The sequence below is a fragment of the Burkholderia ambifaria AMMD genome (assembly GCF_000203915.1).
In the GTDB taxonomy this organism is placed as follows: domain Bacteria; phylum Pseudomonadota; class Gammaproteobacteria; order Burkholderiales; family Burkholderiaceae; genus Burkholderia; species Burkholderia ambifaria.
Genome location: NC_008390.1, coordinates 838152 through 860439, shown reverse-complemented (window position 1 = coordinate 860439; position 22288 = coordinate 838152). Strand labels below are relative to the sequence as shown.

Genomic DNA, 22288 nt, shown 5'->3' with positions numbered 1-22288 from the left:
GCCGCCAACCTCCCGCCTCCCGGCGTCCTGCCGGCCGCTCCAAGCGCGTGGGGCCGCCCCGCATGCTGAAGCGATTCGGCAATCCGGACGTCGCGAAGGCCGTCGCGAATCTCGTCTGGCTCGGGCTCGAGCGGCTCACGCAGATCGGCGTCGCGATCGCGATCAGCGGTCTTCTGGCCCGTTATTTCGGGCCGGACGTGTTCGGCAAATGGCAGTATGCGAATACGCTTCTCCTCGTACTGGCGCCGCTCACCTGGGTGTGCGGCGCCGAAATCCTGGTTCCGACCATCGTCCAGCGCCCGCCCGCGCAACTCGGCGCGGTGCTCGGCAGCGCGTTCGCGCTGCGCATCGGCGTGTCGGCCGTCGCGCTCGTCGCGACCTGGATCGCGATCGGCGCCGGCGCGTTCGACCCGCTCGTCGGCGCGATGCTCGCGGGCCTCGCGGTCACGATGGTGTTCCGCGAGCCGTTCGTCGGCGTGATCAACGCATGGCTGCAGAGCATGACCTACAGCAAGCCGCAGCTCATGACCAGCATGGTCACCGCGCTGGCGAAGGCGCTGCTCGTCTGGCTGCTGGTGCGCGCGGCCGCCGGCCCTGCCCGCTTCGCGTGGCTGTGGGCGCTGGAGGCCGCCGCGATCGGCTTCGCGCTCGTGCTGTACTACCGCCATCGTAACGGCGGCACGCTCGGCTGGACGTTCGACCAACCGCTGTTCAGGCACTTCGCCACCGCCGGCACCGTGTTCTGGCTCGGCCTGATCTGCATGTACCTGTTCCTGAAGCTCGACCGCCTGATGCTCGAGCGTCACGTGTCGTTCGCCGACCTCGGCCGCTACGCGGCGGCCCAGCAGCTCAACGAGAACTGGATCACGCTCGCGCTGATGCTCGCGCAGACCATCGCGCCCGCGTTCGTGTACCGCGTGCAGGACGTCGCGCGGCTGCGCCGCAACATCGTCCGGCTGACCGCGATGACCGCCGGCCTGATGACGGCCGGCGCGCTGGTGCTGGACGCGGCCGCACCGCTCATCGTCGGCAAGGTGTTCGGCCACGGCTACGAGGCGTCGGTCGACATCTTCCGCTGGGCCGTCTGGCTGTCCGTGCCGGCCGGCGTCGAGGCGATAGGCAATCTTATCGTTCTCAAATATCAAGCAAAATTCGTGTTGCTGGCGAAATGGGTGCTCGCGCTCGCGATCGCCGCGCTCGTCAACGTGTTCGCCATCCCCCGGCTCGGCCTGTACGGGGCGCTCGTCGGGCTCGCGGCCGGCTATGTCGCCGCCATCGCCGTTAATTTTTATTACATTCGTTTCAGGCTGCGCCCATGACGTCTCCCGATTGCCCGCTCCCGCTCGACGACGTGGCCGTGCTCATGCCGGCCTACAACGGACACGACGACGTCGCCCGCACCCTCGCGTCGTTCAGCGAGGACGCGCCGGTGCACGTGCTGATCGTCGACGACGGCAGCACGCCGCCGATCGTCGCGCCCGAGCTGCCCGGCCTCGCGGTCGACGTGCTGCGCATGCCGCAAAACGGCGGCATCGAGCGCGCGCTCGAGGCCGGCATCGACGCGCTCGCGGCACGCGGCTTCCGCTATGCGGCCCGCATCGACGCCGGCGACCTCGCCGCCCCGCGGCGGCTCGCGAAGCAGCGCGCGTATCTCGACGCGCATCCGCGCGTGGCCTGCGTCGGCATGTGGACCCAGGTCGTGTCGCGCGCCGGCGAGCCGCGCTTCATGCTGACCCCGCCGGCCGATCCGCGCATGCTGCGCCGCACGCGTTTCCTGCGCTCGCCGCTCGTGCATCCGTCGGTCATGCTGCGCATCGACGCGGTGCGCGAAGTCGGCAACTACCGCGCGAAGTACCGTGCGGCCGAGGATCTCGATCTTTTTTTACGGTTAATGCAACGCTACGATTGCGCGAACCTGCCCGAGCTCGGCCTCTACTACGAGCTCAACGAGGGCGGGATCAGCGCGACCCGGCGCCGCCGCCAGCTGATTTCGACGCTGTCGCTGCTGCTGCGTCACTTCAACGCGCTGAACCCGTACGACTGGGCCGGCCTCGCCAAGAACCTGCTGCATTTCGTGACGCCGTACCGTACGCTGCAGCGAATCAAGCAGACGCTGTTCGCGGCGCGGCCGTCCGCTTAGGGTCTGTTCACGCGGTCTGTTCACGCCCGGCATTTTCGACGCTTTATTTTTTCTTATTTTCATGTCCGCTACCTCCTCGCTGCGCATCGCGCTCGTCTGCAACACGGCCTGGGCGATCTATACGTACCGCCACGGGCTGATCCGTGCGCTCGTCGCGCGCGGCGCCGAGGTCATCGTGATCGCGCCGCACGACCGCACGGTGCCGCTGCTCGAGCAGATGGGCTGCCGCTACGTCGCGCTCGCCGTCGCGTCGAAAGGCACGAGCCCACGCGAGGATCTCGGCACGCTCGCCGCGCTGGTGCGCCATTACCGCGCACTGCGGCCCGCGCTCGTGTTTCATTACACGATCAAGCCGAACATCTACGGATCGGTCGCCGCGTGGCTCGCGCGCGTGCCGTCGATCGCGGTCACCACGGGCCTCGGCTACGTGTTCATCCAGAAAAGCCGCGCGGCGAGCGTCGCGAAACGCCTGTACCGGTTCGCGTTCCGCTTCCCGCGCGAAGTCTGGTTCCTGAACCGCGACGATCTCGCGACCTTCACCGACGAGCAATTGCTCGCGCATCCGGATCGCGCGCGGCTGCTGCACGGCGAAGGCGTCGATCTCGACCAGTTCGCGCCGGTGCCGCTGCCCGGCGGCCACGGCCCGGTGTTCATCCTGATCGGCCGGCTGCTGTGGGACAAGGGCGTGCGCGAGTACGTCGAGGCCGCGCGCGCGGTGCGTGCCCGCTACCCGGACGCGCGCTTCCAGCTACTCGGTCCGCTCGGGGTCGACAACCCCAGCGCGATCAGCCGCGCGGACGTCGACGCGTGGGTTAGCGAAGGCGTGGTCGAGTATCTCGGCGAGGCGCACGACGTGCGCCCGCACATCGCGGCGGCCGACTGCGTCGTGCTGCCGTCGTACCGCGAAGGCGTGCCGCGCACGCTGATGGAAGCGTCCGCGATGGGCCGCCCGATCGTCGCGACCGACGTGCCGGGCTGCCGCGACGTCGTCGCCGACGGCGAAACCGGCTTTCTGTGCCGCGTGCGCGACAGCGCGAGCCTCGCGGAGCAGTTGGTCCGCATGATCGAACTCGGGAGCGCCGGCCGCGACGCGATGGGCGCGCGTGGCCGTCGCAAGGTGGCCGAGGAATTCGACGAGCAGCAGGTCGTCGAACGTTACCGGCAGACCATTCATACATTGACCGGCATCACACTCTGAAGGAGCGCATCAGCATGACCGCTAAAGGCACCATCCTCGTTACCGGCGGTGCGGGCTACATCGGCTCGCACACGGCCGTCGAGCTGCTCGACAACGGCTACGATGTCGTGATCGTCGACAACCTCGTCAACAGCAAGGCCGAGTCCGTGCGGCGCATCGAGAAGATCACGGGCAGGACGCCCGCGTTCCACCAGGTCGACGTGTGCGACGAAGCCGCGCTCGCGAAGGTGTTCGACGCGCATCCGATCACCGGCACGATCCATTTCGCGGCGCTCAAGGCGGTCGGCGAATCGGTCGCGAAGCCGCTCGAGTACTACCAGAACAACATCGGCGGCTTGCTGACCGTGCTCAAGGTGATGCGCGAGCGCAACGTCAGGCAGTTCGTGTTCAGCTCGTCGGCGACCGTGTACGGCGTGCCCGAGCGCTCGCCGATCGACGAATCGTTCCCGCTGTCCGCGACCAACCCGTACGGCCAGTCGAAGCTGATGGCCGAGCAGGTCCTGCGCGATCTCGAGGTCTCGGACCCGTCGTGGCGCGTTGCGACGCTGCGCTACTTCAACCCCGTCGGCGCGCATGCGAGCGGGCTGATCGGCGAGGATCCGGCCGGCATCCCGAACAACCTGATGCCGTACGTCGCGCAGGTCGCGGTCGGCAAGCTCGAGAAGCTGCGCGTGTTCGGCTCCGACTACCCGACGCCGGACGGCACCGGCGTGCGCGACTACATCCACGTCGTCGATCTCGCGAAGGGGCACATCGCCGCGCTCGACGCGCTCGCGACGCGCGACGCGAGCTTCGTCGTGAACCTCGGGACCGGCCAGGGCTACAGCGTGCTGGAAGTCGTGCGCGCGTTCGAGAAGGCGTCGGGCCGCCCGGTGCCGTACGAACTCGTCGCGCGCCGCCCGGGCGACATCGCCGAGTGCTACGCGAATCCGCAGGCCGCCGCCGACCTCATCGGCTGGCGCGCGACCCTCGGCATCGACGAGATGTGCGCCGACCACTGGAAATGGCAGGAGGCGAACCCGCGCGGTTTTGTATAATCCGCTGTCCATTTTTCGAGCGATCCCATGCTCAGCTTCGCGTCCGGCTTCATCGTCTCCCTGCTCGTCACGTTGTTCATCGTGCGTTATGCGCATCTGCACGAGAAATTCTCGATCGACAGCGACCTGGCCGGCGTGCAGAAATTCCACGTGCGGCCGGTGCCGCGCGTCGGGGGCATCGGGATCCTCGCCGGCGTCGTCGTTGCCGCGCTGGTGCTGTCCCGGCGCTACCCGACGATCTCCGGCAGCATTCTCGGGATCGTCGCGTGCGGGCTGCCGGCGTTCCTGTCAGGCCTCGTCGAGGACCTGACCAAGCGCGTGTCGCCGCGCGCGCGGCTGCTGTGCACGATGGGCGCCGCCGCGCTGGCGTTCTGGCTGCTGAACATCGCGGTCACGCGCATCAGCGTGCCGCCGCTCGACTTCCTGCTCCACTACGTCGCCATTTCGGCGTTCATCACCGTGCTCGCGGTCGCGGCGCTGGCGAACGCGATCAACATCATCGACGGCTTCAACGGCCTCGCGTCGATGGTCAGCTTCATGATGTTCGCGTCGCTTGCGTACGTCGCGTTTCATGTCAACGACCCGGTCGTGATGTCCGCGTCGATCATCATGATGGGCGCCGTGCTCGGCTTCTTCCTGTGGAATTTCCCCGCCGGCCTGATCTTCCTTGGTGACGGCGGCGCGTATTTCATCGGCTTCATGCTCGCCGAACTCGCGATCATGCTGGTGATGCGCAACCGCGAAGTGTCCGCGTGGTATCCGGTGCTGCTGTTCATGTATCCGATCTTCGAGACCTGCTTCTCGATCTATCGGAAGAAGTTCATCCGCGGGATGTCGCCGGGGATTCCGGATGGCGTGCACCTTCATATGCTGGTGTACAAGCGGCTGATGCGCTGGGCCGTCGGCACCAAGCATGCGCATGATTTGACGCGGCGGAATTCGCTGACGTCACCCTATCTCTGGCTGCTGTGCCTCGTCGCGGTGATTCCGGCGACGCTGTTCTGGCGGCACACCGTGCACCTGTTCGTTTTTGTCGTGCTGTTCGCGCTCACTTATGTGTGGCTTTATCTCAGCATCGTGCGGTTCAAGGTGCCTAGGTGGATGGTCGTGAGGAAGGAAAGGCGCGGGCAGTGAGGGGGCACGGCCCGCCGTCGCCGACGAGCCGTGACCACGCAACCGCGATTCGACGAGCGGGATACTAGACCCCTGCTGTATTCGAGCTCCAACTCGGCCGTTGCGTATAGATCACCACGTTGCCGTCGTCCTGAATGTAAGCAGTCGCGCCCGAATTGCCACCGGTACCGGAGTTCCAGAGCGGCGCACCCGCCGGGCTGTAGACGACCAGATTGCCATCCCCTTGCATTACACCAAACGCGCCCGAATGACCGTAGGTGCCCGAGTTCCAAATCGGAACACCTTGGCGAAGCAGCACCAAATTCCCGTCGCCTTGCATGATGAGCACGTTCGCCCCATTGCCGGATGTAAAACTCTGGCCACTACTCAGGACGACGCCCCCGTTCCAGACAGCCGAACCGCTCGCCGAGATCGCGTAGCTCGACGTGCCGGTCGCGGTCGCGAATACTGGCACGAATGATTGATAGATCACCATGTTGCCGTCGTCCTGCACGGAAAGATGTTGACTGCCTGACTGTCCGTAGGTCGCCGAGTACCACAGCACCGCGCCATTCGCACTGTAGACCACGAAGTTGCCATCGTTCTGAAAGACGGCGTACGCTCCGGCATTTCCATACGTCCGGGTATTCCACACCGCGGCGCCATTCGTCGTGTTGTAAAGGACGAGATTACCGTCGCCCTGCATCAGAAGTTGATGATTCCTGGACGCGGAATAGACGGCTTGCCCGGGCTTCAGTGTCGTACCTTCGTTGATTCCGCCGCTGTAGGAGACAGACGTCGAACCGCATAGCGACGAATAGAGCAGACTGACGTTCGGGGTGCCCCAACCGGTCACGAAGTCCCATCCCGAACCGGCACTGTATGCGCCATTGCTGCCGTTGGTGATATCGTGAAAAATCGAAGCGGTCGTCGATTGCACGCTGTAGATTCTCGGCGCCGCGAATCCGAGGCTCGTCGTGCAACTGCCGGATAGCAAGCGCGCCCAGGTAGCGCTAAAGAGCGGCGCGGAAAGGCTCGTGCCGCCCACCGTCTCGAGTTGTCCGCCGACGATGATTTGTGCGCCGCTGTTGGGATCGGCATCGAATGCAAGGTCCGGCATGCCTCGGGACGCCCGGCCTTTGAGTGCGGGTACGTTCGACTGCCACGAAGGAATCGGCTCAAACCCACTAATGCCGCCACCGCTGGCTTCCCAGGCCGTCTCGCCCGCGTAGTTTCCATTCCCGTTCGTATAGAGCGTCGTGCCGCCAACGGCCACGACATACGGGGATGTCGCCGGGTATTGCACCGACGTACCATTGCAGCCATATGCCACGCTGCCTGAATCGCCGGAACTGACCGAGAAAGTTTGTCCTTGCGCAACGGCGAGCTGGAACAGCGTGTCGATGGCCGCCGTCGGCGCCCAGTTCTCGCAACCGCCGATCGACATGTTGATGACACGGGCGGTGTTGTCGCTCACGGCGCGATTGATTGCAAGCGCGATATCGCTCCACGCAAACGACCGCGCAACGTAGAAATTGAGCTGCTTGAGGCCCCCGGACATCCCCACGATGGTCTGGCTATCGAGCGACCATTCGATGTTCGCGCTTGTGTCCGCGCTTGCCAGCCCGGCATGGATCACTGAAACGGGTACGGCAGGCAACTGGTTGTGGCTTTCGAACGTTGCCAGGTCGATGACGGATTGCGTCACGTCCCCTTCGGCAATAATGCCGATCGTGGTGTTGGCAGCGGTCGGGGTGCTACCGACGGAATAAATGCCGGGAAATTGCGTCGGATTGTGGCCGACCGTGACCGCGGATATCGTTGGCGACGCATTTGCAGTCGGAGCCGCAGCGGCGTTGGAGGCGCGTACGAAATTCGGACGCAGGCGAGTCGCGGTATCGAGTCCGAGAACCCCTCGAACGACCCCGCTGATCGCATCGGGCACCGTCTCCGGGGCGGTATTGATATGCGTGCCGGTGCCGTCCGCCATCGCGACCGGAACGAGCGTCGTCCGGAACACACCGGATATCACCCCGGCCGGCGCATCGGCTTCCACGATCATGTTGTTGTCGGCCACCTTGATGTTCGTGAAGCCCTTACTTGCCAAATAGGCCTTCACGGTGGCCACCTGGGCGGTGGTGGGTGCGTACTGCGCGGCAATCTGCGCGGAGGTCAGCACGGCCCCGAAGCCGGCGCTGCCAGGTGTTCGCGCGTGCTCGATAAAGCGGTTCAATCCAGCTTCGTCGTTCAGCTTGAGTACCAGCGCAACATGCACCGGCGCCGTTGCGCTCATCGGGGCCGCGCTCACCGCGTTGCCCGCGGCGCGCAGCGCCGACAGTTTGCCGGACTGCGCCGTAGCCACCGCCGGACTGGCGTCGTCGCCGCCGCAGCCGGCCAGCGCGAGCACCATGAGTGCCGCGCTCATTCCCCTGGCAAGATATGCAATTTTCATCGGATTGGTATGGACCGTAGAGCTCGTATTTGGCTTTTCACCTTTGTTCTTTACGGCAATCGCACGGCTACCTTGAGGGAAAGGTAGGAAGGAATCGGCCGCTAGTCAAATGAATACGGCCGGTCCGACGCGACGGACGATAACGCCGCGCAAAGGCTACGGTCGATAGTCGATACCGAGTGCCGGACGCACGTCCGGCAACATAGACAGTACGGGGGCGCATGCCCATGAATTCGAGTTCGATTCGGCCGGTCTGTCCGGGGGAAACTGGCAAGGTCGCTCGGCCACGCGCATGTTGTGGCCCGGCCAGCGTATCGGCAATGATGCGTTTATCGCTCCAGACCAAGACGCCTGCTTACTCAGAGGCGCACGGCGGCGATTCGACTCAGTGGCCAATAGCGACAAATCCGACTGCTCACGTGGAAAAGCGATACACCCGACTCGACAACGAGAGCGATCAGGAGACGCTGTCATTGCTTGATGAGGAATGCAGATTCGATGCGAAGCCGTGGTGACCGTGGCGACCTGCCATGACTGACGGTCGCGCACCGGCATGGGGCGGCCGCTAATCTCGCGCCGCCGACTTCGAGGGGAACAACGTGGGTACGGTTTGAAGGGCGGGACTCGCAGCCGTCTGGTATTCGGGCACCCAGCGCCGCAGATCCCGACGCACTTCGTCGTCGCTCAATACACGACGCTGCATCAGCCACGGCAGCAGTTCGTCAAGGAGGTGGTCCGGCACTTCGCGCGCGCGTGCGATCCGCAGCTTCGGATGCGGTGTGCGCGTGGTCGTCTCGTCGTCCGCGAGGAGTTCCTCGTAGAGCTTCTCGCCGGGCCTCAGCCCCGTAAAGTCGATCCGGATCTGCCCTTCCGAGAAGCCGTACAGGCGGATCAGATCGCGAGCGAGATCAACGATCCTGACCGGCTGCCCCATCTCGAGAATAAAGATTTCGCCCCCATGCCCCATGCTCGACGCCTGCAGCACGAGCTGCGACGCTTCCGGAATCGTCATGAAGAACCGCGTGATTTCCGGGTGCGTGACCGTCACCGGGCCACCCTTGGCGATCTGCTGCTGGAACTTCGGAATCACGCTACCGGCGCTGCCGAGCACGTTGCCGAAGCGCACGGTCTCGAACTGCGTACCGCCGCTCGTCTGCTGCAGCGCCTGGCAGACCATCTCAGCCAAACGCTTGCTCGCGCCCATCACGTTGGTCGGGTTGACGGCCTTGTCGGTAGAGATGAGCACGAAATGGCGCACGTCGTGGCGGATCGCGGCGCATGCAACGCGGTACGTGCCGAGTACATTGTTGCGTAGCGCCTGCCACGCGTTGTGTTCCTCCATCAGCGGCACGTGTTTGTACGCGGCCGCATGGAACACGATGTGCGGCGCATGACGCGACATCACCTGATCGAGCAGCAGCGAATCCTTGGCATCGCCAATGATCGGCACCACCGGCTGATCCGGAAAGCGTTCGCGCAACTCTTCGGCAAGCCGGTACATCGCGTATTCGGACAGGTCGAACGCAACGAGCTGCGCCGGCGCGAAACGAAGGATCTGCCGGCACAGCTCCGAACCGATTGAACCGCCAGCGCCCGTCACCATCACGACGCGACCGCGCAGCAACGCCTCGACGTGCGGCGTGTCGATCGTCACCGCGTCGCGGCCAAGCAGATCCTCGAGGTCGATATTGCGCACTTGCGACAGGAACCCCTGCCCCGGCATCAACGCGGTCAGCGACGGCAGTACCATCGCCTTCACGCCCGCCCGCACGCACAGCGTCGCGACGCGCCGCTGCGTTTCGACCGACGCCGACGGAATCGCGATGATCGCGTATTCGATCTTCATCGCGTCGGTCCAGTGCTTCAGGTCGTTGAACGAACCGAGCACCTTGTAGCCATAGATCTCGCGTCCTTGCTTTGTGACATCGTCGTCGAGCAGGCCAACCAGACGCCACTCACCCGAACGCGACAGCTCACGCGCGAGGCTCGCGCCTGCCGTGCCGGCCCCGAGCACCAGCACCGGCTTGCCCTGCCCGACCAGCCCGCCATACAGGTAGAACTCCTTTGTCGCGCGGTAAAGCGCGCGAGCGCCGCCCATCGCGAGGAACAACATCAGCGGCGACACGATCAGCACCGAGCGCGGAATGATCGGGGACGGCTGGAACATCACCGCACCGATCATCACGATCACACCGCCGCCTCCGACCGCCTTCGAAATGCGCATCAGGTCCGGCAGGCTCGCGAACACCCACAGGCCGCGGTACAGGCCGAACAGATGGAACATCAGCGCGTAGACCGGCAACGCCCAGACGAGTGCCTGCAGTGCGCCGCCGAGAAAATCAGCCGGAATACTGCCGTTGAAACGAACGAGGTAAGCAAACAACCACGACGCGACAACCGCTGTCAGGTCGAACAGGAAAGCACTCAGTGAAAGCCACGATGCTTTGGATCGGAACATCGGCGGGAAACCTCAGGAGTTGTTTTCGGCTGCCGACTGGAACCGGCGCCAGCGCATGTCAATCACCAATCCGAGACATGCCAGGACGCCGTACCACGCGAAGAACGACAACCATTGCTGCCATTCCGGGCGGCCCTTTGCCCACACGGCCACGATTATGCCTGCGAGCATGATGAGGTACCAATAAACAGCAGTCCGGCGGTGACCTACGCCCGCTCGGACCATCCTCTGATAATAGTGCTCCCGGTGGGCTTGCCAGAACTTTTCGCCTCGTAACAGACGTCTCAAAAGTGTTACAGATGCGTCAGCGATAAAGGGCGCGAACACGAGTGCCGGGAACCAAATGGGCCAGACACCGGTACGCCAGCCCCAGTAGCCCAGTGCGCCGGCCAGAAAACCGAGGGGAATCGAACCCGCGTCACCGAGAAACAGCCGCGCCGGATGAAAATTGAGCAGCAGAAAGCCGAGGGCGGCGCCGGCCACCGCCGCGCCAGCCACAGCGAGATCGGGCAATGGATTCGCGCCCATCATCGCCGCGACAGCGTATGCGACGAAGCCGAATAGCGCCATGCCGCCCGCGAGGCCATCGGCACCGTCCATGAAGTTGTACAGGTTCGTCAGCCAGACCATCACGAAACCGACGCCTGCGAGCAGCCACCACGGCGCGTCGGCAGGAAAAACGACGATCAGCGCGACGACCGCCGCAAGATGCGCCGAGAACCGCACGCGGGCAGGCAAGCCGCGCCGGTCGTCGACCTGAGACAACGCGGCGAGCCCCGCGGCAGCGGCGGCAATCAGCCACAGGTGCGGCGTCAGAACCAGCAGCGCGACGACGCAGACCGGCACGATGCCCCAACCTCCGACGCGCGGCGTCGGAAGCGTGTGGAGCGAACGATCGTTTGGAATGTCGGTGGCGAGGCGCCACGCGAGGCCGGTCGCGAGCAGCATGCGCAGGATGGCCGTCGATGCGACGGCAGCGACCAGCGCCACCGCGATCACGGCGGGCCACGTGGATATCGGGAGAGGCATGTCGGCTACTGTTGTATATCGCGCGAACGATACCATGCCGCGGTCGCTTCGAGGCCCTGACGAGTCGTATACGGCGGTTGCCAGCCCAGTACGCGCTTGATGCGGCCCGTGTCGAGTTGCAGGCTGCCTGTCAGGCGGTCGATCGTCGCGCTGCGGCCGGTCAGCTTGCCGAGCGCGCGTAGTGCCGCCGTGGGGACCGGCAGCAGCCGCGCCGGTTTGCCGAGGGCATCGCCCACCAGACGCAGCAGGCCGGTAACCGACGGCGCATCGTCGTCGGCAACGTGGAAGCACTCGCCGGCCGCCCGCGGGTCGGTCGCGCACTGTAGCAGCGCGTCGGCCAGGTTGTCGACGTAGACGATGCTGCGGCGAGCGGAGATGGAACCGAGCGGTAGCGGCATCCCGCGTGCAACCGCGTCCATCATCCGCAGGAAATTGGCGGTGACATGCGGGCCATAGACCAGCGGCGGACGCACGATGACGACGTCGAGCCCGGCCGACGTGCCGAACCGCGCGAGTTGCTGCTCGGCACGCAGCTTCGAGCGGCCGTATGCGTCTTGCGGGTCGGCGGGCCAGCTTTCCGACAGCGGCGCCCCGCTGTCGCTCTCGCCGACCGCCTTGATGCTGCTCGCATATACGATTCGGCGCACGCCGTACTTGCGCGCGGCTTCGGCGAGACGCAGCGTGCCCGCGACATTGGTCGCATCAAATGCGGCGTCGGGATCGGGCGAATCGTCGCGCATCACATGTACGCGTGCGGCGAGATGGATCACGCAATCGGCGACGAGGTCGGCGGGCCAGGCCGCGTCGAGCCCCTCCCAATCGGCGCTGCCGTGCACCCATTCGCGCACGCCGTCGATGCATGCGCCAGGGCGTCGCACCAGCGCGGTAACGGTATGCCCGGCGTCCAGCGCGCGACGGCAGACGGCCCGGCCGACGAAGCCGTTCGCGCCAGTGATGACCAGGCGCATCATCGCAGCCTCCCGTCGGACCGGCTGGCGTCGTCGCAAGAAGACGCGAGATCGCCGCGAGCCCCGGTTGGCGCCGGCATGGCCAGCAACGCGTCGACCTTCTCGACGAGGGGCGCGACCATCCGCTCCCATCCATGCTCTCGCTCGACGAATGCCCGCGCACGCCGCGCCATCTCGACCGCGGAAGCCTCGTCGGCAACGACCTGCTCGATGCGCTCGACAAATTCTTCCGGCGTATCCGCGATCAGCAGCTCCTCGCCGCACTTCGCGCGCAGGCCCTCGTGTCCCAGCGACGTGGTGACGACTGGCAAACCAAGCGCCATGTATTCGAGGATCTTGTTTTGCACGCCCGCACCGATACGCATCGGGCATACACCGACGGCCCCGTCGGACGCTGCCTCCGCGACCGACGCGACCCGCCCCGTCACCTCCACACCATCGTACGCACGAAACCGCTCGGCCAGCGCGGGCGCGATGGAGCCTACGAGCCGGAAGCGATAATCGCCACGCTTGCGCAGCAGCGGCAGCACGGTCTCCGCAAAGAAATGGCACATGTCCTGGTTCTGTACCGTGCGCATGTCGCCGATGAAGATCAGGACCCGGCTCGACATATTCCGCACCGTATACGGCAGTCCCGACAGATCCACGCCATTGGAGCAAACCATCACATTCGTCGCGGATGCACCGGGAAACAGATAGTCGCGGTCGGTCTTCGAAACCAGCACCGACAGGTCGAAATCGTCGACGATGGCACGCTCGTAGTCGAGCAGACGCTTCGCCTCGATACCGAACACACGCGACTTGAGCCCGCGCGCATTCCGGAGCTGCTTGACACGACTGTAATTGAGCGAGATCGCGTCAGTCATCTCGAGGATGCGCGGCTTGTCCGACCTGCGCACGTACTCGGCGCAACGCACGAGATGAACCAATGCGCCGTCGTGCGACGGCAGCAGCCGGGAGACGGCCGCCGCAAACGCCCTGCTCCGGTAGTACGCCACCTGCAACGGTGTGCGCGTAGGCAACGCGAACAACGTATTGACGTAGGAGCGCCAGCGCGGCAGATAGACCCGTTCGACCCGATCGAAAACGCCGTCGTCAGGCAGTTCGGCGTGCAGCTCTTCTTCGGCCTCGCACAGGCTCAGCAACGTCAGCGAGTAGTGACGAGACAGCACCCGACACAGGTGATAGATCCGCAACTTGTCTCCGCCGATTACCGGGTAGGGAAACCGGGGAGCCAGCACCAGCAGTTTCTTCATGTCCCGACTCATGCGAGACCCGCCCAAAAATCCTCGATCGACGGACGCACCGCGGACTCCGAGTACGTGCGAGCCCGATTCACGCCATCGCCGAGCGCGACCTCGAATCGCGCACTGTCGTCCCATATCGCGCGGATCTGCTCCGCCATGTCTTCAACCGAACGCGGATCAAACTGCAACGCGCAGTTGCCCGCTATCTCGGGCATCGACGTGGTATTGCTGCATGCGACCGGCGTGCCGGACGCCATCGCCTCCAGCAGCGGAATCCCGAAGCCTTCGAACAACGATGCAAAGACGAACGCGCGAGCCTGCCGGTACTGCTCGCGCAGTTCTTCGCGCGACACGTAACCGAGCAACTCGACGGCATTCGTCAGCCCGAGCGAATCCGCAAGCCCGAGAAAATGCGCATGATGTTCGGCCTTGATACCGGCGATCCTGAGCCGCGCGTCGTCGCCCAGCGCCGGGCGGGCGATCGCAAACGCCTGTAGCAGGCGACCGACGTTCTTGCTCGGCACCTCGCCAGCCACAGTGAACAAGTACGGTTGGCGCGCCGTGCGACTCACCGGCGGCTCAAACCAGTCGTCGGAAATCGTGCACGGAACAACGCGTACGTCCCCCTCGCGCAACTCGAACTTCTTGACCAGCTCCCGCTGAGTGAATCGCGAGACGGTCAGCACGACGTCGGCCCGACGCACAAGCCGCGGCACCACATGGCGACGATAGACGCGTCCGACGGTCTGATAAACCGATCGCGCCGGCGGCAGCACGTGCCAAGGCTCCATATAGATCAGATCATGGATGACCGCGACCACCCGCGTGTTACCGGTGGACCGCAGCGGCCCGGTGTTATACGGACACAGCAGATAGTCGAGTCGCTGCTCGCGGCACAAACGCGGCAACTCGACCTGCTCCCACCACGGAAAGAAACCGTGCCCTTGACTCACGCACGGCCATTCGTCGGCATGCACGCCGCTCGGAGCCAGACCCAGTACCGACGCGCCGACGGGCTCCACCAGTTGCCGAGCGAATCGACCCATGCCGCGGTAGTTGCCTACCATCCAGGTGATATCCACCCCCAACTTCACGCGATACTCCTCATGCGAACCGACTCATAAGCGACAGGGTCCGCCCGGTACGGCGCCGGAGACGATGAGCGTGTTCTCCGTACACCCCGGCGATACGAAGCCTACCGCCGCGCGCCAAGAATCGCGCATCCGCGCCGCGCGACCTCGACACCTCGCCGTGCCCTGCATGTTCGACAAACCGCAAACACTGCCCCGGCGAAACTGACGCACTGCGCGGTGCCAATGCCCCCGGACCGAGACTGACTGTCACCCACGCCCCTCTTCGAACATCCAGCGCAATGTGTTCTCCAGCGGAATGTCCTCAAGCGGCCCGATGGCAGCCTGCAACCGCGCATCGTTGCCCTGCAGTCGACGCACGTCGTTCGCGCGTACGAATGCGGGATTGACGCGTACCTCGATCGCATAGCCGGCAATCCGTTCCATCATCGAGATCACCGCTTTCAGCGACACCGCGCGCCCCGAACAGACGTTGAACACACCGCCGGCCGGCGACAACTCCAGTAGTCGCCGATAGGCGTCCGCCACGCGACGTACGTCGGAAAAATCTCGCTCGACGTCGATATTGCCAAGTTCGATCACACGCTCGCCCCGCTGGAAGTGACCGACGATCTTCGGCAGCAAAAACTGCGGCGACTGCCCGACGCCCGTGTAGTTGAACGGCCGCGCGATGACAATCGGCAGCTTATCGCGCCACAGGCGCGCCATGTATTCCATCGCCAGCTTGCTGACGGCGTAATCGTTGGCGGGATTCGGCTCGATCGATTCGTCGATGATCTCGACCGCCGCGTTGCCATAGATGTTCGCACTGCTCGCCAGCAAAACCGCGCGTGGACGATTCTCCAGATTCGCGAGCGCTTCCAACAGGTTCCGTGTACCGACCACGTTGGTACGATAGATCGCGTCCGCGTCGCCGTGGGCGACGAACGACACCGCCGCAAGATGCGCGACGATGTCGGGCTGCACTTCCGCGACGACGTCCGCGAGCGTCGGCCGGTCGCACAGATCGACCCGATACGTATCGGGTTCGATCGTGTCGGCCGCGTGTGTCGTGCCGAACACGCGATACCCGGCCGCCCGCAGCGACTCCGCGAGATAGTCGCCGGTAAAGCCGCCGAGGCCCGTTACCAGCGCGCGCGGGACATCAGAACGAGAAGCCGCGCTCATTTCGTCGCAAGTCCGCTTCAACCATCATCGCACACAGCTCCTCGAGCGTCGTCTTCGGCTCCCAGCCCAGCTTCTGCTTCGCCTTCTCGGGATTCCCGATCAGCAGATCGACTTCGGCCGGCCGATGGAACTTCGGATTCACGCGGACCAGCGTCTTGCCGGTGGCGACATCGACGGCAATTTCCTGCTCGTCACTGCCCTTGAACTCGAGGTCGACACCAGCCGCCTTGAACGCCATGCGCACGAAATCGCGCACGGTCTCGGTACGGTTCGTGGCCAGCACGAACGTGTCCGGTTCGTCTGCCTGCAGCATGCGCCACATGCCTTCGACATATTCCTTCGCGAAGCCCCAGTCGCGCTTGGCATCCATGTTGCCCAGTTCGAGGACGTCGAGTTGCCCGAGCTTGATCTTGGCAACGGAGTCGGTGATCTTGCGTGTGACGAATTCGCGGCCGCGCAGCGGCGACTCGTGGTTGAACAAGATCCCGCTGCAGCCGAAGATGTCGTAGCTCTCGCGATAGTTCACCGTGATCCAGTGCGCATACAGCTTGGCCACGCCGTACGGGCTGCGCGGGTAGAACGGCGTCGATTCGATCTGCGGGATCGCCTGGACCTTGCCGAACATTTCGGAAGTGCTTGCCTGATAGAAGCGGATCTTCGGATTGACGATGCGAATCGCCTCGAGCAGGTTCAACGGACCGACGCCGGTGATCTCCGCGGTCGTGACCGGCTGGTCGAACGACACGCCGACGAAACTCTGCGCCGCGAGGTTGTAAACCTCCGTGGCCCCGGTCGTCTGAAGCAAGCGAATGCTCGCCGACAGATCGGTCAGGTCGTATTCGACAAGATGGAGGTTCGGGTGCTTGGCAATGCCCAGTTCCTCGATGCGCCAGAAGTTCACCGAGCTGGTGCGGCGGTAGGTACCGTAAACCGTGTAACCCTTGTCGAGCAGCAACTCGGCCAGATAAGCACCGTCTTGTCCGGTGATGCCAGTGATGATGGAGGTTTTCTTAGACATAATGGTCCTACTTTAAGAATACGCTTCGTCGCGCGTGAGAATTTTTACCAACTGGCGAGCACTCTGCGCCCAAGTCATGAACGGCATACCGCGAGACGCCGGCTCTTGTTGCTTCGCCCGAAGCTCCAGCCATGCCTTGATCTCCGTCGCCAGATCATGCCCTTCCTGCGCGGAAAAATAAAACGCATGCTCGCCCGCCACTTCACGAAACACCGGCAGATCGCGCGCAATGATCGCCAATCCGTGCTGAGCGGCTTCGATCAGCGGCAAACCAAAGCCTTCACCATAGGAGGCCGCAATCAGGCACGAGCTTGCACCATAGATTTTCTCCAAATATACGTCCGATGCATTCTCCAGCCAGAACAGATGGCGCCCCTGTTCCGTGTGCGATCGCAACCGCGCGACCAGATCCTCGACCATCCACCCCTGTCGCCCCACGACGACCAGGTTGACGTTCTCGTTGTCGCGCCACAGCTGCTCGAACGCATCCAGAACCTGGGCATGCCCCTTGCGAGGTTCCAGCGTCCCGACCATCAGGAACGTCGGGCAATTACGCAGGTGTTGAAGTACCTTGCCGCCGTCGCGCGGGATTTCCGAAGACGTCGTGAAATTCTCGATGTCTGCGCCCAAATGGAACCAGTCGATCTCGAAAGACCGTGCCCGCTGCGGTGCATGCGCCGCCAGCCATGACGACAAGTCCGCGGCCACGGCCTGCGAAATGCACAATGCTCCGTCGCTTTCCGCCACGACATCCAGCCAGCCCGTAAAACCATCGGCAGCGCCGGGAACGAAGTACTGAGGGAGCAGCACGCATAGCAAATCGTAGACGACAAACTTGACCTGCACCCCTTGCAATCGCATGTTTTGATAGAACGCCCGCTGTGCCGGAACGACGCGCGGTTGCAGATCCAGGCCGACGAACACGTCTCCCGCCGCATAGTCGATCGGTTCGTCCTGCAGCCAGCCGTCCTCGAATCCCATCAGCCTCGCCGTGAAGTCGCGCGCATAGCGATAGGAGTCCTTGGTGGTGGCATAAACGGGCTCAACCCTGAATCCGTCGGGCGGAGAATCCAGCCATTCCTTCAGCAGATTGCGCACCACCCGCTGGATCCCGCTTCTGGCATCCACCTGCACGAGCTCGGAGATGTCTACCAACAATTGCCGTTTTTCGTTACGGGGAACGAAGCTCCTCGCCACGGTCAGCGCCCACGTGCGCAACTGGTCGTCGCTCGCTTGACCGGCTCGACGCGCGATTGCGCGAGAGAGTACGAGCGGATTCGCATTGGCCCGGAGATAGAAGCGCTCGATGGCATCGCGATACTGTCGCGCACAGACGTCGGGCGCATGAGCGGTCACGATGATTTCCCGGGCGCGCGCGCCCATCCGTTGGCGGCGCGCCGGATCCGACCGCAGCGTCTCCAGCGCGTCGATCAGTTGCTCGTCGGAAAACTCGTCCGGCAGCATCCACACAGCGTCGCGATCCAGGTCTGCCATGCTTCCATTGGCGTTGACGATCGTCGCCTTGCCGTAGTTCATGCAATCCAGCACCGTTCCCGACGTCTCACCGCGCGACAGCGTCCGTAACTGGACGCCGACATCGACCGCCGCCAGATACCGGCGGAACATTTGCGCATCGGCCCAACCGGTAATGCGGACGCGATCCTTCGCGGCCATTTGTCGAATGGTGCGCGCGAGTTTCTCGCCATATTCGGTCGGCTGATTTTCTCCGACGAAGATCAGATGACAAGCCCGATCGCGCGCCAGGGACGAGCGGCTCCACGCATCGAGCAGCCGATGATTCAGCTTGGACGGCCCGAGCCCGCCGAACGCGCATACCACGAAGTCGTCCTTGCCGATTCCCAGTGCGTCGCGCGCTTCCTCGCCGCTCGACGCGGTAGTCGCGTCGCGCATGTGCGGAATCACGGTCCATTCGGCCGCATCGCCGCCGTACCAGTGGCGCGCCAGTCGCAGTGAATTGGGCGAGTGAACAATCACACCCAGCCCCTTCTGGATCACGCCCAGGCTGCACGGATACTCCCAGACGGGGTCCGCGATGTCCGCGCTCAGATGGCGCGCTCTCAGGCCGCCATATCCGTGTGCATCGTACAGCGCCTTGGACCACAAGTCGGAACGATTCCCGTGAATGGCCATGTGCGCGAGTACGCCCGATAGAAAGAAATCGTGCAGCACAACCACACCCGGCACGGCTTCCAGTAGTGGAAACATGTACTCGTGGAACGACGAGTTCCCGAAATGATAGAGCACCCGATCGTACGAATCCGCATGCTTGCGCAGCCAGGCCGGCGTTTTCACCGAGACGTGCGCGAACGGACCGGACTGGATTTCCGTCGCTGCATCCCGATCGACGATCACGTCGATATCGTAAAAGCGCGACAACTCCGGCAGCAATTCCGAGCTGTAATCCGCAATCCCCGTGCGGGCCGGGGGCAATGGCGACACGTAAGCCAGTTTGGGACGTCGCGACTGGCCTTCCGGCTCGCGCGCTTCGGCGAGCCACGCCTCACGCCGCCGCTCCATTGCATCGAGCGCGCACCGTCCGCTGCGATCCCACGAGAATTTGCCGGCCTGGCGCTTTCCGTGTTCGATCAATGCCTGACGATAGCTGTCATCCGTCAGGCCACGTTGCATCTGGTTCGCAATCGCATCGTCGGATTTGGGATCGAACAACGCATCGTCCCAGCCAATGACCTCGGGAACGCTCGACGTATTCGCGCCGATTACAGGTGCGCCGCAACGCATCGCCTCCAGCACCGGCAAGCCAAACCCTTCATGCCATGAAGGAAAGACGAACAAGCGGCACAAGTTGTAAAGGGCCAACAGATCCTCGTCGGGCACGAAACCCGTGCACACGACATCGGCCGCGTCCAAGCCTACTTGCTTGGCCAGGCGCATCAATGCATCGCGGCTCGCCGGCTGAATCGAGCATACGATCGCCAACTGGTGCGACTGCCGCAACTCGGGCGGTAACAAGGCGAACGCGCGGATCATGCCCTCGACGTTCTTGCGATGATCGATACCACCCGTATAGAGCACGAACGGTTTCGTCAGACCATACTTGCTGCGCAACGCCGTTTCGCGCTGGGAAGGAACCTGCTCGGGACGGAACCACGCGTCGACATCGGCGGACATGTTGACCGACCATTCGGGGGAGAGATCGAGATGCTCGATCCCTTCCGAGCGCGACGATTCGGAGATGGCCAGCCACAAATCCGCGCGACGCAGATGTTCGATTTTCTCCAGGTACCAATCCTTGAAAAGAGGATTCTCCAGATAAGGCTTGGCATACAGATACGGAATCAGGTCGTACAGCGTGACCGCGACCGGAACATTCGTCTGAAGCGCGTGGATACTCGTAATCGAATCGTCGCCGAAGCCTTCGAAGTAGCTGGCGATATAAATGAAATCCGGCCGCAGGCTCGTCAGAAACGCTTCATAGGTCAATTCGCTGGACTCTCGGCGCCAGCGATTGGCTTTATCTGCATGGGCGACGGGGGCTGCCGCATACCAGACGTGGATGTTTTGCTTCGGCAGCAACGCTTCGAACTGCTCACGCAGGATGCGGGCGGACTCATCGAACGCGCCGTTGAGCGCCAGTACGATTTCGTGATCGCCGCGATTCCGGATCATCGCCTTGACGATGGACTCGGTGTAACGGCCCACGCCGCGATTGCGCGAATTGAGGCTCTGCGCCCCTTGCATGTCAACAACGATACGCATTATTCAATATCCCCATTGTCGGGCGCGAAGGCTGACTTCAGTGCCATGTACGCTTCGCGCGCGCGGGGTGTCAAACCATCATCGTCTATCGGTTTTCTATACGCAGGCTGCATAGGAGCCCCAACGATGATCCGAACGAGTCGCTGCTTCACGCCGGGCATCGCGCCCAACGCTCGCACCGCCAATCGCCGCAGGCGGGGATTGCGGTTAACGTATGCGACGCTTTTGAACAGCACGCGCCGCACTCCGGCTTTGCACGTCCCTTTCGCGCTACGCGCGAACGTGACGGCGTTTCGCATGGGCGCAGTGATACGCCATGACGTGCTGCCATAGACCGCGTGCAATTGCCCGGCGGTGTGCTGTGCTTCGTCGTGGACCCGCTTCAGTTCGCCGTTCACTTGCCCCAGGTCGCTCCGGACTCGGCCGAGGTCGCGCCGGACCTGCCCCAGTTCATCGACAGCTTGCGTCAGTTCGCTGCGGGTGCGGGTCAGTTCTTCGTGGATCACGCCCAGCTCGCCATGAAGGCGCCGCACTTCGGCCTGGGTCCGCTGGATCTGTTCGGCGGCGTGCTCGTGCTGCCGGGCGGCTCCTGCGTCGAAACGCGCGGCAAGCTCGGCTAACGACAGCCCATAATCCTCATGGAACGCTTCGTCGAACAATCCGGCCTCTGCTTCGCTGCAGGATTTCTGGGCAACGATCGCGTAATCGGGACTTACGCCGCCGAGTACATCGAGAAGACGAATCCGCGCGCCAGCCTCGTGCAGCGCAGGGGGTTCCTGCAGTCGAAGCTGCTTGACTCTGGCAAATCCGGCATGCTTGCCGAGGAAACTCAGGAGTTCAGAAGGAATCGGCCGATTGTGGCTGGGGTCCAGATAGAAATTGCAGCCCGCAACGACGACATTTTCCGGATTCGGCGTCTCGAGGATCAACAGCCCGCCGGGCTTCAGTACACGCAACGCTTCGCTAACGACTCTCTGAACTTGCTCGAACGGCACATGCTCGACGACGTGAAACGCCGACACGAGCGCATGGCTATTCGAATCGAGCGCCGCAAGATACTCGATCGCGTCGCCCTGCAATACGGGCAGACCGCGCTCCCGACACGCTTGCAGCATATCGGCATCGAGGTCCACGCCCAGCGCGCTGAACCCCGATTCGACCATCAGCTCCAACCATTCACCGCGGCCGCAACCCAGATCGAACGCCTTCCCGCCCGGATGGAGCGTCGCAAGGGGCGCAATGAACGGCTGGTATTTCGCCAGCCGACTTTTGATCAGTTCCCTTGAGCCTCGATGCTGATCTTCAAACGCGCGATAAAAGCTATCCACTACGGCAAACTCCTCACCATCGTCTGCAGCCAGGCCACACTGACGAAATTATCCATCACCGGCAAGCGGGGCCGGGTGAATCTCAGCTTCTTGATCAGATCGACGTTGTCGAAAAACGCGCTTCGGGCGCGGCCGGCAATTTTGATGCGCTTCGTCCGCGGCAACATGCCTGCATACAGGTGGATGCTGTATGCGGAGCCGTTGTCGGCATCACACCACCGGGCACGCCCGCCCCGCGAGCTGATCATCGTCGGTCAAAAACACCCCCAGCCGCGCCATGAAGCCCGGCAACGCACCGGGCTGT

At 63.7% G+C, this 22288-nt stretch carries 16 protein-coding genes; 5 read left to right on the top strand and 11 right to left on the bottom strand.

Annotated elements, in window-relative coordinates:
* The first annotated feature begins 62 nt into the window (after positions 1-62).
* The 5 genes from BAMB_RS03895 to BAMB_RS03875 all read left to right on the top strand — a co-directional run bounded on the left by BAMB_RS03895 (position 63) and on the right by BAMB_RS03875 (position 5509).
* Positions 63-1319 carry a lipopolysaccharide biosynthesis protein gene (locus BAMB_RS03895; protein ID WP_011656149.1) on the top strand — a complete coding sequence of 419 codons (1257 nt, stop codon included), beginning with the start codon at positions 63-65 and terminating at the stop codon, positions 1317-1319.
* Entirely contained in the window at positions 1316-2140 is an 825-nt protein-coding gene (locus tag BAMB_RS03890; RefSeq protein WP_006751077.1) for a glycosyltransferase, read from the top strand. Before BAMB_RS03895 ends, BAMB_RS03890 begins: the two co-directional genes overlap by 4 nt.
* A 61-nt stretch (positions 2141-2201) precedes the next feature.
* A complete protein-coding gene (locus BAMB_RS03885; protein WP_011656148.1) occupies positions 2202-3338 on the top strand; it encodes a glycosyltransferase family 4 protein in 1137 nt (378 codons plus the stop codon).
* 14 nt (positions 3339-3352) lie between these two features.
* Entirely contained in the window at positions 3353-4375 is a 1023-nt protein-coding gene (galE, locus tag BAMB_RS03880; RefSeq protein ID WP_011656147.1) for a UDP-glucose 4-epimerase GalE, read from the top strand.
* Positions 4376-4402: 27 nt separating this feature from the next.
* On the top strand, positions 4403-5509 hold the full coding sequence (locus tag BAMB_RS03875) for an MraY family glycosyltransferase (protein WP_011656146.1): 1107 nt from the start codon (positions 4403-4405) through the stop codon (positions 5507-5509).
* Positions 5510-5573: 64 nt separating this feature from the next.
* On the opposite strand, the gene BAMB_RS03870 is transcribed toward BAMB_RS03875, so the two are convergent.
* The 11 genes from BAMB_RS03870 to BAMB_RS03815 form a co-directional block, all read right to left on the bottom strand.
* Positions 5574-7898, bottom strand: a complete 2325-nt coding sequence (locus tag BAMB_RS03870) for a protease pro-enzyme activation domain-containing protein (protein ID WP_041491327.1) — start codon at positions 7896-7898, stop codon at positions 5574-5576.
* Positions 7899-8505: 607 nt separating this feature from the next.
* The gene (locus BAMB_RS03865) at positions 8506-10398 is read right to left on the bottom strand and encodes a polysaccharide biosynthesis protein (RefSeq protein WP_011656144.1); all 1893 of its coding nucleotides are present in this window, start codon (positions 10396-10398) and stop codon (positions 8506-8508) included.
* 12 nt (positions 10399-10410) lie between these two features.
* Positions 10411-11427 (bottom strand): MraY family glycosyltransferase, encoded by a 1017-nt coding sequence (locus tag BAMB_RS03860; RefSeq protein ID WP_011656143.1) that lies wholly within the window; start codon positions 11425-11427, stop codon positions 10411-10413.
* A 5-nt stretch (positions 11428-11432) separates the two neighbouring features.
* Complete coding sequence (locus BAMB_RS03855; RefSeq protein WP_041491100.1) at positions 11433-12398, bottom strand: UDP-glucose 4-epimerase family protein; 966 nt, start codon at positions 12396-12398, stop codon at positions 11433-11435.
* On the bottom strand, positions 12395-13651 hold the full coding sequence (locus BAMB_RS03850) for a glycosyltransferase (RefSeq protein ID WP_227739455.1): 1257 nt from the start codon (positions 13649-13651) through the stop codon (positions 12395-12397). The genes BAMB_RS03855 and BAMB_RS03850 overlap by 4 nt, the downstream gene beginning before the upstream one ends.
* Before the next feature lie 8 nt (positions 13652-13659).
* Positions 13660-14736, bottom strand: coding sequence for a glycosyltransferase family 4 protein (locus BAMB_RS03845; RefSeq protein ID WP_041491099.1), 1077 nt, complete (start codon positions 14734-14736; stop codon positions 13660-13662).
* A gap of 246 nt (positions 14737-14982) precedes the next feature.
* The gene (locus tag BAMB_RS03840) at positions 14983-15900 is read right to left on the bottom strand and encodes an NAD-dependent epimerase/dehydratase family protein (protein ID WP_011656139.1); all 918 of its coding nucleotides are present in this window, start codon (positions 15898-15900) and stop codon (positions 14983-14985) included.
* Positions 15878-16918 carry a GDP-mannose 4,6-dehydratase gene (gene gmd / locus BAMB_RS03835; RefSeq protein WP_011656138.1) on the bottom strand — a complete coding sequence of 347 codons (1041 nt, stop codon included), beginning with the start codon at positions 16916-16918 and terminating at the stop codon, positions 15878-15880. Before gmd ends, BAMB_RS03840 begins: the two co-directional genes overlap by 23 nt.
* A gap of 12 nt (positions 16919-16930) precedes the next feature.
* Complete coding sequence (locus BAMB_RS03830) at positions 16931-20656, bottom strand: glycosyltransferase (protein WP_011656137.1); 3726 nt, start codon at positions 20654-20656, stop codon at positions 16931-16933.
* Positions 20656-21984: a methyltransferase domain-containing protein gene (locus tag BAMB_RS33355; protein ID WP_011656136.1), complete on the bottom strand. Its 1329-nt coding sequence runs from the start codon at positions 21982-21984 to the stop codon at positions 20656-20658. Before BAMB_RS33355 ends, BAMB_RS03830 begins: the two co-directional genes overlap by 1 nt.
* Positions 21984-22232: a hypothetical protein gene (locus BAMB_RS03815; protein WP_011656135.1), complete on the bottom strand. Its 249-nt coding sequence runs from the start codon at positions 22230-22232 to the stop codon at positions 21984-21986. Before BAMB_RS03815 ends, BAMB_RS33355 begins: the two co-directional genes overlap by 1 nt.
* Positions 22233-22288: the final 56 nt, after the last annotated feature.

Excerpts from the sequence above, each read along its gene's own strand:
- BAMB_RS03895 (WP_011656149.1), top strand. The coding sequence starts at position 63 with ATGCTGAAGCGATTCGGCAATCCGGACGTCGCGAAGGCCGTCGCGAAT.
- BAMB_RS03890 (WP_006751077.1), top strand. The coding sequence starts at position 1,316 with ATGACGTCTCCCGATTGCCCGCTCCCGCTCGACGACGTGGCCGTGCTC.
- BAMB_RS03885 (WP_011656148.1), top strand. The coding sequence starts at position 2,202 with ATGTCCGCTACCTCCTCGCTGCGCATCGCGCTCGTCTGCAACACGGCC.
- galE (WP_011656147.1), top strand. The coding sequence starts at position 3,353 with ATGACCGCTAAAGGCACCATCCTCGTTACCGGCGGTGCGGGCTACATC.
- BAMB_RS03875 (WP_011656146.1), top strand. The coding sequence starts at position 4,403 with ATGCTCAGCTTCGCGTCCGGCTTCATCGTCTCCCTGCTCGTCACGTTG.
- BAMB_RS03870 (WP_041491327.1), bottom strand. The coding sequence starts at position 7,898 with ATGGTGCTCGCGCTGGCCGGCTGCGGCGGCGACGACGCCAGTCCGGCG.
- BAMB_RS03865 (WP_011656144.1), bottom strand. The coding sequence starts at position 10,398 with ATGTTCCGATCCAAAGCATCGTGGCTTTCACTGAGTGCTTTCCTGTTC.
- BAMB_RS03860 (WP_011656143.1), bottom strand. The coding sequence starts at position 11,427 with ATGCCTCTCCCGATATCCACGTGGCCCGCCGTGATCGCGGTGGCGCTG.
- BAMB_RS03855 (WP_041491100.1), bottom strand. The coding sequence starts at position 12,398 with ATGATGCGCCTGGTCATCACTGGCGCGAACGGCTTCGTCGGCCGGGCC.
- BAMB_RS03850 (WP_227739455.1), bottom strand. The coding sequence starts at position 13,651 with ATGAAGAAACTGCTGGTGCTGGCTCCCCGGTTTCCCTACCCGGTAATC.
- BAMB_RS03840 (WP_011656139.1), bottom strand. The coding sequence starts at position 15,900 with ATGAGCGCGGCTTCTCGTTCTGATGTCCCGCGCGCGCTGGTAACGGGC.
- gmd (WP_011656138.1), bottom strand. The coding sequence starts at position 16,918 with ATGTCTAAGAAAACCTCCATCATCACTGGCATCACCGGACAAGACGGT.
- BAMB_RS03830 (WP_011656137.1), bottom strand. The coding sequence starts at position 20,656 with ATGCGTATCGTTGTTGACATGCAAGGGGCGCAGAGCCTCAATTCGCGC.
- BAMB_RS03815 (WP_011656135.1), bottom strand. The coding sequence starts at position 22,232 with ATGATCAGCTCGCGGGGCGGGCGTGCCCGGTGGTGTGATGCCGACAAC.